The sequence below is a fragment of the Cognataquiflexum aquatile genome, from assembly GCF_003316845.1.
Lineage (GTDB): Bacteria > Bacteroidota > Bacteroidia > Cytophagales > Cyclobacteriaceae > Cognataquiflexum > Cognataquiflexum aquatile.
This window is the reverse complement of record NZ_QMIK01000011.1, coordinates 56,200-67,076: the sequence shown is the minus strand read 5'-3', so window position 1 is coordinate 67,076 and position 10,877 is coordinate 56,200. Positions and strand designations below refer to the sequence as shown.

Genomic DNA, 10,877 nt, shown 5'->3' with positions numbered 1-10,877 from the left:
CATTGTATAGTTTTTTTTTCAGCATCACTGCTGATTCGTTTCCTAGCCCTGTCAATCTTCTGCCTTCAGGGTATCCCCTTCAGGCCTTTTTAATGTCGTTTCTCCAGTATTTCAATGAACTTTTACCCTAGATTTCTAAGGTATCGTAAGACCGTTGTCTTAGGTAATCCAAATTCGTATTTGATTTTCCCTCTTGCGGGATGCAAAGATAAGCCGAAATTTTATTCTTTCAATAACTGATATATAAAATTTTTTATCTTCTGAGGAAATTGATGCGGGATTTTTCAGAATGCTTTTGATTGAATTGAATCAGGCTGCCCGCGTTTGGGATTGCAAAAGTGCTAATCTTTTTTTCAAATGCAAAAGCCATCATGAAAAAAAAGATGGATTCGTACAGACCCTACTGAGAATCAGGGAGAAAAAATGTCTGAAAATAATTCATTTTTAATATTTGAACGTCGGTAAGCTCTTTCTTTGGCTTTTATCCCAAAGCTGATTCACAAAAGAATAGCGCAAGGAAACCTCATGTGCCCCCCCTGAATTGCGCCAACCCAATTGGGATAATGTGAAATCATAGCTGTAACCCAAATCAATCCCACTTTGAAGAGAAAAGCCTATCAAACCAATTAGGGCTTCATTGTTTGGCAAACCAATCCTGGTTGGAAACCCCCGGTACCAAACACCCAAAATGATGGGATCAAAAAAAAGCTCCATCCCAAAATCCAATTGGTCATAAAGTCCTTGCCTCTTGTAATTGAAGGCCAAAGATAATGTCCGCTCCTGTTGGGTATTGTTGAAGTAATCATTGATGGCACCGGGCTCCAAGTCAAACTTGACGCCCCCATGGGCAGAATACCTGATCGGCAAAATGTCTTTATCCAAATCCAAGTAAGAAATATTTGGCTGCGTGAGGTGGTGACCCGAAACTCCCAACCAAAACCTGTCATTATAGTAAAAAAGGCCTGTATGCAAATCAGCAAAGCTCCTTTGACTTGGGTCCGGAATCGCCCCTCCTGCACCAGGTAAGACTACGCCCTTGCTGATGTCTAGTTGTGTACTTAAGACCACTTCATCAAAACTTGCTGAGCGGGTGGCATAACTTCCCTGAATCCCCATGTGCAAAAAACTCGATTGCCCGAGCCTCAACCTGTAGGAATACAATAATCCGACTTCCGTGTTTTGGAGATTGGCAAGGCTCTCCCTGCTGCCGTTCACAATAATCCCTATCCCACTGTTTTTGCTATCAATAAAATGGTCAGCATAAGCAGAAAAAGCCACAAAAGACTGGTCCAAAGCCGGCCACTGATTCCTGAAATTGAATCCTACCCGTGTAATTTCGGAACTCCCGGCAAAGGCTGGATTGAGAAATAAGGGAGCAGCATAAAACTGCGAAAACTGGGTATCCTGCGCTTGGACATAACCAACAGTCAAGGCCATGAAAAGAAGGACAAAACTTTTTCCCATTACCTTATCAATAAAAATCTACCACTTTGCTCAACGGCTTCTCCATCAATAGAAACCATTTTGACCCTGTACACATAATTGCCACCGGGCATTAATTCCCCGTTGACTTTTCCATCCCAACCTTCAGTTTGCAAATCATCTGTTCTAAAAAGCATATTGCCCCAAAGGTTAAAAACCAGGATTTCCATCTGAGCGATTCCTCTGACTTTGGGCCTGAAAAAACGATTTTCAGCCAAAGTCGGGGTAAATCCTGTAGGAAACATTACCCTATAACTTTTGGTGATTGAAAGCTCCTTGGTAATCTCGGCAACACAGCCTAAGTTGTCGGTGATGGTCAAAACAATCTGAAATACACCTTTGACTCCATAGATATGGATAGGATTCTGTTCCGTTGAACTATTTCCATCACCAAAGTCCCATGACCAACTGACCACCTCTTCAGACGACAGGTCTGTAAATTTGATAGGATCATCCGGGAAAATACCACCCTCTTCATCCCCTTTCACTCCTGTGCCATCCACTTCGAAGTCAAAATTTGCTTTCAATACCTCTTCCACAATGATCACCTCAAAAGGCACAGGTTCGGACCAACAGGTCAAATCTTTGTGCTTTACCCTTATCAAATAATCCCCCGAAAGGGCAATTTGGGCCATTTGCTCATTGAGCAATATTTCTCCCGATGGTGTCTCCAATTGGTAATCATAAAGCGAATCATCATGGCCTGAAATGAATTCCCGGATGTCAAGGGTCATCCCCGGCTCACATCCAACAACCGGATTGGTAATCACCAATGACGGAAAGGCAGGATTGATCAAGGTAAAACCCTCGGATTCGGTGGGGCAACTTTTAGAGTTATAGGCGATAACTTTATACGTGCCCGGAAGGATGGCGCTGATTTGGGGAAGGTCAGAGTTGGGGATCAAAATATCATCTCTGTACCATTCAAACTTGACATAAACTTCCTCCCCGACAGCCTTTAATATAACCGGAGCCCCTGCACAAAGCCTAATTTCATTTGTATTCTCCTCCACTCCTACAGCCACAATGCTAACAGGTTCGGGGGATTCTTTGATCAAAAGCTTGATGTAATTTCCTGAGGATGTTTTGCCATAATTATCCGTGATGGTATAATATACCTGAACAGTCTGGTCTGTGAATCCAATATTTGGGAAAAAAGTAAATTCTCCTCCTGTATCTGCAGCACGGAATGTACCTTGAGGAAGTACCAAAACCCGGTTTTCCGGTCTGCATCTTGCCTGAGAACAGATGTCCCCTTCTTCGGCCTGAATGTCCTCAAGGGAGCCATAAAACTGCAAACACCTGATACTTGAATTCTCATTGGGGAGAGTAGCCTCAGCGGCAGTTATTTCATAGGTGTTTTCTTGGCCTTCGCAGGAGGCTTTGTCATCAATATTGATTCCCTCAGGATTGGCCAAGCCATCCTCGTTGGAAACCTCCACAATGAGATTCCTGATTTCGTGGATGTTATTTAGCCCACCTGTGGAAGCTGTGAATCCTATTTTAAGATTTGGGGGTGCAGGAAAGTCGTACGGCCTATCAAAAATGGTGACCATCCGCGGATTGTTTGCCTCGGTGGAAACGAGCATTCTTACCGTCAGAAAGTACCCATCTCCGTTTGGGTCAGGCTGTAGGTCCAAAAAGACTTTCCGATATCCGGGAAGATTAGGATCGGTTACCCGACTTGTCCCCAATCCTCCAGAGCTTATGGGAAATTGGTCAGAAGGTCTGAGACCATCATTTCCCGGCAACATTGTTTTTCTCCCTACAACAAAGGCATAACCTGAAAGTCCGCTACCGGGACCTCTAATGACAATGGAATTGGGAACCAAGGATTCTCCAATGCCCGGAAATCCACCAATCTTTCCTTCTTGAGTGGTCCCGAAGTTTCCATACTCGTCAAATCCGATTCCCAAATATGCTCTTGATAACCCGACTTGGTTACCGCGTTGCGCATAACCAAGAGATCCGCCAAAGCCACCGGTGTTGAATATGGGTGTATCGGCATCAAAAAGAAATGCCACTATACCATCTGCGCCATTGCCTCCATAGCTGAAATACTCAAATTCAGCTTTGATACCATAGGCAGAAGAGAAAGGGATGTCGATATAGATGTACCCATTTTGCTCATTGATAGCATCTGTAAGCCGGAGAGCACCATCCACGATTCTTGCGCTACCTCCAAAAACTGTGGCACTTTGGGTAGAATTATCTGTAAATCTCTCACAATACGGGAAACCAACCTGCGCCACGCTTCCATTAATGAACGAAAGCATACTAAATAGGAAACCTAAAAAAAATAATGCTTGTGGTTTTAATGGGACAGGATTTTTCAATTTCGTGAGAAATCTAAATTGATATTCATTTAAGAACCTGTAAAGTACAGAAACTCTTAAAAAATAAAAAGGCTTCCTTTGGGGAAGCCTTCAATTAGGAGGTTATCTGAGGATCGTCTGCTTTCGATCCGGTCCGACCGACACCATTTTGATCGGAACACCAAGCTCTTTTTCGAGCAGATCGACATAATTTCTCAGTTCTTTGGGAAATTTTTCATATTCATTCACTTCTGCTAATGAAGTAAACCATCCCGGTACTGTGAGGTAAACCGGCTTGACCTCGTCGTTATTCAATTCATAAGTCAACCTGTCTACCCGAGTCCCATCAGGGAGTTCGTAATGGGTACAGATTTTTATTTCTTCAAAAATATTGAGTACATCGGCCTTCATCATGAAAAGCTGTGTCACGCCATTGATCATAATGGAATACTTCAATGCCGGCAAATCAATCCAACCGCATCGTCTTGGGCGTCCGGTGGTAGACCCAAATTCGTTTCCTTCTTTTCGCATTGCTTCCCCTGTAGCATCATGGAGTTCGGTAGGAAAAGGTCCGCTACCTACTCTGGTGCAATAGGCTTTGAATATACCAAAGACATCGCCGATTTTGGATGGGGAAACACCCAGACCTGTACAGGCACCAGCTACCATTGTACTGCTTGAAGTGACAAAAGGATAACTTCCAAAGTCTATGTCCAACAAAGAACCCTGTGCACCTTCTGCCAATACTTTTTTGCCGGAGGCAAGGTAATCATTGACCTCGTATTCGCTGTCCACGAGATTGAGTGTCCTGAAAAATGCCACTGCATCAAAAAAGGTCTTTTCTAATTCTGCCAATTGGCTGATATCAAAATCGTAGAAATTGAGAATTGTCTTGTGCTTTTCTACCAATGCGCTGTATTTCTCTTCAAAATCCGCTGCCAAAATATCTCCTACCCGAAGGGCAACCCTTCCTATTTTATCCTGGTAGGTTGGTCCGATTCCTTTGAGCGTAGACCCGATTTTTTTGTCTCCTTTGGACTTTTCATATGCGGCATCCAACAGCTTGTGTGTAGGGATGATGATGGTTGCCTTTTTGGATATAAAGAGGTTTTTCTTAAAAGCAATATTGAATTTTTGAAGGCCTTCAATCTCCTTTCTCAAAACGACCGGATCCAAAACGACCCCGTTTCCAATGATATTGAGGATATTTTCCCTGAAAATACCGGAAGGTATCTGATGCAACACATGCTTGATCCCGTCAAATTCCAACGTATGACCTGCATTTGGACCTCCCTGAAACCTGGCTACCACGTCGTATTGAGGAGCCAATACATCTACTACTTTACCTTTTCCCTCGTCTCCCCATTGCAGGCCTAAAAGAACATCCATTTTCATTTTAATCTATGTGTGTAAAATTTTAAAATCAATTCGGCCGTGAAGTTTGTCATATCCACAAAAAATAACAAATAACTCTGTTTATTTTATATAGATGTCACCACATTGAACCTTATGCAATAGCGTTTTTTGCCTCTTTGATAGAGGGGTAAACGGTGAAAATATTATTCAATTTGGTGATAATGAGCAGCTTTTGAACATGTTCTGAAGGCGCTGTCAGGTAAACTTCCCCACCTGAATTTCTCATTTTGGTCAACATAGTGATCAAAAGCCCTATGCCGCTCGAACTGATGTACCTCACTTCAGAGAGATCCACCACAAAAAACCTGATCTTGTCATTCACTGCATCGGACACCATTTCTACCAATTTTGGTCCGACCTCGTCTCCGATCAAATCACCTGTCACAAACAGAAAGTGGGCTTTATCCTCTTTCTCAATTCTGTAATTTAATTTCATATTATGGCTCTATTTTCGCAGTTTTCTTTTAAGCATGTTCCGTACAGGATCAGAGAATGGTGAAGGACTTTAAAATTTAAAATCTCGCTGACTGTATTTTGGATGTTTTGTATCCTAGGATCGCAAAACTCAAGCACTTTGTTGCATTCGATGCAGATCAAGTGGTCGTGCTGCTTGTACCCATAGGATTTTTCGAATTGAGCGATGTTTTTGCCAAACTGATGCTTGGTCACCAGGTCACATTCTTCCAATAAGTCCAGGGTATTGTACACCGTGGCTCGACTCACCCGGTAGTTTTTGTTTTTCATGCTGATGTAAAGCGATTCTACATCAAAGTGTCCGCCACGTCCATAGATTTCTTCCAAAATGGCATATCTCTCGGGTGTCTTTCTAAGCTTTTTATTTTCCAGGTAGGCTGTAAATATTTTCTTTACCTCTTCGAAAAGGGTCTGATTTAAGGCCATGAATTTTAGGTTTTTGCAAATATAACTTATCTTATTTAGAAAAGATTCGAATAAGCAAGATAGAAATCGGTTATTGATTTAAAATCCTTGCAGTTTTTTGTGCTGAAAGTTTAAAATAATTACAACCGATGAAAACGGAAATCGGGAAGAATCGGGACAGATTTAAGGACAAAAGACTTGGTAGGGAATATTCAAAAAATGCAATTTTTGCTTTTATTGGAATAATGATATGATTTCTAGGAAATTGATCAAAAGTTAACGAATGGTGGGGGAGGGAATAACGGTTGGTTAGGAGAAGGTTAGGGGAAATATACCGGAACTATAGAGAAAAAGCGGGTTTTTGAAGATTTTTATTGTACTATTTCTTATAAACTTTGACTTAACCGGGATTGTTTAAATTTAAATATTTCCAGAAATGGATCTGAATTAGGAGTCGAGAAAAAAGTTTTAAGGTAGTAGATTCTGTATTATTTTTTGCCTTGAATATTAAACCACAGATTAAAAAGATGAACACAGATTAAATTACCACAAAAGAAACAATAGGAACCAAGCTTTGGCGGGGATACAATTCGGTCAAAGTTTTGGTTAGGAAAGTTCTTCGGCTCTTTGTCTGCGCATTTTTTCTTTTTCGATTTCTCTCTTTTGGTTATTGACAAATCCTTTGCCGTAGATTTTTTCCAATTCCTCCCATGATGCTAAAGGAATATGCTGGTCTTCTAATGGTATGAAAAGGTTGCGGATATCGCGGTCAAGTTCTTGATCTGTGATGTATGACATGCTTTGAAAATTTTAAATGGTTTAGAGTTCAAGAACCAAAAATCGAATAAAAGCCTTACTCAAAGGTCAAAAGGGACTTGGGGAAAACTCTCTCAATCAAACCTGGTCACTTTGAGGATGCCTTCTACTTTTGAAAGGTTTGACATTAATTTTTCGAGGTGTTGGGTACTGTGGACGTAGAGTTTGATCGATCCTTCAAAAATACCGCTGTCGGAATCTACAGTGATGGACCGCATATTGACTTTCAGTTCATTGGAGATTACCCTGGTGACATCATTGATCAGCCCCACCCTGTCGGTACCTACGATTCTCAATCCCGCCAAAAACGCGATCTGCTGTTGGCTTGTCCATCGCGCTTTGATTACCCTGTTTCCGTGGTTGGAAAGCAGTTCTAAGGCATTGGGACAGGAAGTCCTATGGATTTTGATGCCTTCGTTGATCGTCACAAAGCCAAAAACGTCATCTCCGGGAATGGGATTGCAGCATTTGGCAAGGATATAATCGACCAAATCCATGTCTTCGCCGATGAGCAGTTGGTCATGGTCAGGCCCTTTGAGGTTTTTGATCTCTTTGGTAAAGGATGTTTCGTCCTTCACTTTTTCAAAGGAAGCCTTGCCTTTTTGTTTTTTCTGCTCTTTAAACTCCTTAAAGCTTTTGATTGAAGTGGCATCGATGACACCTTTTCCTACTTTGTAATAAAACTCATTGGGAGTTTTGGTCTCAAAATATGCCCTGAGCTGCTCTACCACTTCTGAAGTGAATTCCATTTTCATCTGGCGGAGTTTCCTTTGGACGATTTCCTTTCCGTCCAAGATGGTGGATTTCTTTTCTTCCCGTAGAGCATCTTTGATTTTGGCTTTGGCCCGTGATGTGACTACGGAATTGAGCCAGTCTTCAGTGGGTTTTTGTTTGTTGGAGGTCAGGATTTCTACCTGATCGCCGTTTTTGAGTTTGTGGTTGATGGAGACCAATTTTTGGTTGACCTTGGCTCCTATACACTTGGCACCGACTTCTGAGTGAATCTCAAAGGCAAAATCCAAGGCAGTGGCACCATTAGGAAGGACCTTTAATTCTCCTTTTGGAGTAAAGACAAAAACCTCGTCATGGAAAAGATTGCCGCGGAAGTCGTCCATAAATTCAATGGCCGACCCGTCATTCGATTCGAGCAAGGTTCTGACTTGGGTAATCCATTCATCTAGGCCGGTTCCTTTCTGGGGGGTATCTTTTTCCTTGTATTTCCAGTGGGCAGCGTAGCCTCTTTCAGCGATGTCATCCATCCTGACGGTACGGATCTGGACTTCCACCCATTGGCCTGTCTGACTCATGACCGTGGTATGAAGGGATTCATAGCCGTTTGCCCTTGGCGTGCTGATCCAATCCCGAAGTCTGTCGGGATTGGGCCGGTAAAAGTCCGTCACCACGGAATATACCTGCCAACAGTCTGCTTTTTCATTTTCGAGCTCACTGTCAATGATAATCCTGATCGCAAAAAGGTCATACACCTCTTCAAAAGGTATATTCTGCGATTTCATTTTGTTGTAAATTGAAAAGACAGACTTTGGTCTTCCCTTGATGGTAAATTTGAAGCCCTGGGAAAGGAGTTCTTCTTCTATGGGCCCAATAAAACTTTTGATGAATTTATTTCTGGAGAGCCTGGTTTCATTGATTTTGTTGACAATGAAAAGGTAAGTCTCCGAATCAGTGAATTTAAGGTAAAGGTCTTCCAACTCAGATTTGATGGCATAGAGACCTAGGCGGTGGGCCAAAGGCGCATAGAGGTACATTGTCTCGGAGGCAATCTTCAGCTGCTTGTGCCTTGGCATGCTGTCAAGGGTACGCATGTTGTTGAGCCTGTCCGCCAATTTGATCAGAATCACCCGCACATCGTCAGAAAGGGTGAGGAGCATTTTTCTGAAGTTTTCTGCCTGTTGGGAAGAACCGTATTCAAATACTCCTGAGATTTTGGTCAAGCCATCTATGATCTGGGCGACTTTGGTACCGAATTCCCTTTCGATGTCTTCCAGTTCCCAATCGGTATCCTCGACCACATCATGCAGCAAAGCAGAGACGATACTGGTGGTGCCCAGTCCGATCTCCTCCACGCAGATCAAGGCAACCTCCAAAGGGTGGTAGATATAGGGTTCGCCGGATTTCCTGCGCATTTCCCTATGGGCATCATTGGAGACGTTAAAAGCCTTTTTGATGATCTTGGCATCACCGGGTTTGAGGACCGGTTTGGCCATTTTCAAAAGCTTCTTATATCTTTTTAAGATCTCCTTTCTTTCCTCTGCCAGGTCTATTTCTATCATATTATCGAAGCTAAAGCAATTCTTTTATCAAAACAACCCGTCCTGTAGGGTATTTAACAAATTTTGGGATGAATTTTATTCCAATTTTTGCAAGTTTAATTTTACTTATTACCTTTGCAACCACAAATCGCGGATGTGGCGAAATTGGTAGACGCACTAGACTTAGGATCTAGCGCCGCGAGGCATGGGGGTTCGAGTCCCTCTATCCGCACGCTTCTTAACCCTCAATCAACTTTCCGGCTTCGAGCCTAATACAGGCCATCGAAATAAGAAATGGGATTGGGGGTTTTTAAATTCAAATCACACCAAAATACAGCAAATTGGAAATCTCATTAGACAAGCACGCAGCAAATCAGGCTTCAGTTAAAATTAAACTAAATGAAGCAGATTATCAACCAAAGGTGGATGCGAAAATCAAGGACTACGCCAAAAAAGCCACAATAAGAGGTTTTAGACCAGGCAAAGCTCCCATCACCATGGTAAAAAAGATGTATGGAACCTCGGTACTCGTGGATGAAATCAATTCAATCCTTACTTCTTCCCTGAATGATTATCTGAAAGCCCAGACTTTTAAAATATTGGGAGATCCACTTCCGATGGTTGAAGATGCCGCAAATATCAATTGGGATAGCCAAAAAGAATTTGAGTTCAAGTACAAGATAGGTTTTGTAGAAGATATCTCCGTCAAAATTGATGGCATTGATGCTACCAGCTATAAGATGGAAATGGAAGAAAAGGAAGTAGATGACGCCATCCAAAACCTTCGAAGCCAATACGGAAAAATGACCAATCCTGAGGTCAGCCAAGAAAATGATTTTCTATATGGAGACCTGAAATCTGATGACGGTTCATTTGAAAAAACCTTCTCCATGCCACTTTCTGCTGTGGAAGCCGGTTCACTGAAGCAATTTATCGGATTGAAAAAAGGAGATGTAGTGACCTTTGATCCTTCCAAAGCCATCAAGGAAAACCTTGCTGCCACTGTAGGTGTCACTGAGGAAGAAGCTGCTGACCTTAAAGGTAAATGCACTTTCACTGTTCAAAACATCAACAGGACTGAATTGGCAGAACTGAACCAAGATTTTTTTGACAAACTGTTTGGTGAAGGTCAGGTCGATTCAGAGGAAGCGATGAGAAATAAAGTGAAAGAAATTCTTTCAGAAAACTACAACAAAGAGCTGAGGGTCTTTGGAGAAGAAAAAATAAAAGAAAAACTCGTTGCCAAAGCCAATATTGATTTGCCGGAAGACTTCCTTAAAGAGTGGTTGCTAAGGGCCAATGAAGGAAAGGTGACGATGGAACAAGTAGAGCAGGAATATCCAATCTACGCCAAGCAACTGACATGGACATTGATCTCTAACAAAATTGCGAAAGACAATGACATTCAGGCAGAACATGCAGATGTCATCGAAAAAACCAAAGAAATGATCCGCGAGCAATTTGCTTCTTCAGGACTTGGTTCACAGATGGAAGCTAGCATGGATATGTTCGTCGACAATTACCTTAAAGGCAATGAAGGCCAAAACTATATGCAGATGCTGACTTCTGTACAGAATGAAAAAGTCCTTGATTTTGTAAGAGAAAAAGGAAATCTGAAAGAAGAAGTCATCAAAATCGACAAATTCAAAGAACTGTTAGAAAACTAATTTTTGGATAAAATCGTTATCAAAAAGTCCTT

At 42.0% G+C, this 10,877-nt stretch carries 8 protein-coding genes and 1 tRNA gene; 2 read left to right on the top strand and 7 right to left on the bottom strand.

Annotated elements, in window-relative coordinates:
• Positions 1 to 444: 444 nt before the first annotated feature.
• The 7 genes from DQW11_RS22125 to DQW11_RS22095 form a co-directional block, all read right to left on the bottom strand.
• Complete coding sequence (locus DQW11_RS22125; RefSeq protein WP_113926317.1) at positions 445 to 1,464, bottom strand: PorP/SprF family type IX secretion system membrane protein; 1,020 nt, start codon at positions 1,462 to 1,464, stop codon at positions 445 to 447.
• Positions 1,464 to 3,758 (bottom strand): PKD domain-containing protein, encoded by a 2,295-nt coding sequence (locus tag DQW11_RS22120; protein WP_113926316.1) that lies wholly within the window; start codon positions 3,756 to 3,758, stop codon positions 1,464 to 1,466. Before DQW11_RS22120 ends, DQW11_RS22125 begins: the two co-directional genes overlap by 1 nt.
• Positions 3,759 to 3,920: 162 nt before the next feature.
• Complete coding sequence (locus DQW11_RS22115; protein ID WP_113926315.1) at positions 3,921 to 5,192, bottom strand: adenylosuccinate synthase; 1,272 nt, start codon at positions 5,190 to 5,192, stop codon at positions 3,921 to 3,923.
• Positions 5,193 to 5,304: 112 nt separating this feature from the next.
• Positions 5,305 to 5,649 (bottom strand): STAS domain-containing protein, encoded by a 345-nt coding sequence (locus tag DQW11_RS22110; protein ID WP_113926314.1) that lies wholly within the window; start codon positions 5,647 to 5,649, stop codon positions 5,305 to 5,307.
• On the bottom strand, positions 5,646 to 6,113 hold the full coding sequence (locus DQW11_RS22105; protein ID WP_113926313.1) for a Fur family transcriptional regulator: 468 nt from the start codon (positions 6,111 to 6,113) through the stop codon (positions 5,646 to 5,648). Before DQW11_RS22105 ends, DQW11_RS22110 begins: the two co-directional genes overlap by 4 nt.
• Before the next feature lie 585 nt (positions 6,114 to 6,698).
• On the bottom strand, positions 6,699 to 6,890 hold the full coding sequence (locus DQW11_RS22100) for a hypothetical protein (RefSeq protein WP_113926312.1): 192 nt from the start codon (positions 6,888 to 6,890) through the stop codon (positions 6,699 to 6,701).
• A gap of 92 nt (positions 6,891 to 6,982) precedes the next feature.
• Positions 6,983 to 9,199, bottom strand: coding sequence for a RelA/SpoT family protein (locus tag DQW11_RS22095; protein WP_113926311.1), 2,217 nt, complete (start codon positions 9,197 to 9,199; stop codon positions 6,983 to 6,985).
• A gap of 129 nt (positions 9,200 to 9,328) precedes the next feature.
• Here DQW11_RS22095 and DQW11_RS22090 point away from each other — a divergent pair.
• Both DQW11_RS22090 and tig read left to right on the top strand, forming a co-directional pair.
• Positions 9,329 to 9,410, top strand: a tRNA-Leu gene (locus DQW11_RS22090).
• 109 nt (positions 9,411 to 9,519) lie between these two features.
• Positions 9,520 to 10,845 (top strand): trigger factor, encoded by a 1,326-nt coding sequence (gene tig / locus DQW11_RS22085; RefSeq protein ID WP_113926310.1) that lies wholly within the window; start codon positions 9,520 to 9,522, stop codon positions 10,843 to 10,845.
• Positions 10,846 to 10,877: the final 32 nt, after the last annotated feature.

Bases quoted from the DNA above. Each gene is read 5' to 3' on its own strand.
- DQW11_RS22120 (WP_113926316.1), bottom strand. From the start codon at position 3,758: ATGCTTTCGTTCATTAATGGAAGCGTGGCGCAGGTTGGTTTCCCGTAT.
- DQW11_RS22125 (WP_113926317.1), bottom strand. From the start codon at position 1,464: ATGGGAAAAAGTTTTGTCCTTCTTTTCATGGCCTTGACTGTTGGTTAT.
- DQW11_RS22110 (WP_113926314.1), bottom strand. From the start codon at position 5,649: ATGAAATTAAATTACAGAATTGAGAAAGAGGATAAAGCCCACTTTCTG.
- DQW11_RS22105 (WP_113926313.1), bottom strand. From the start codon at position 6,113: ATGGCCTTAAATCAGACCCTTTTCGAAGAGGTAAAGAAAATATTTACA.
- DQW11_RS22100 (WP_113926312.1), bottom strand. From the start codon at position 6,890: ATGTCATACATCACAGATCAAGAACTTGACCGCGATATCCGCAACCTT.
- DQW11_RS22095 (WP_113926311.1), bottom strand. From the start codon at position 9,199: ATGATAGAAATAGACCTGGCAGAGGAAAGAAAGGAGATCTTAAAAAGA.
- DQW11_RS22115 (WP_113926315.1), bottom strand. From the start codon at position 5,192: ATGAAAATGGATGTTCTTTTAGGCCTGCAATGGGGAGACGAGGGAAAA.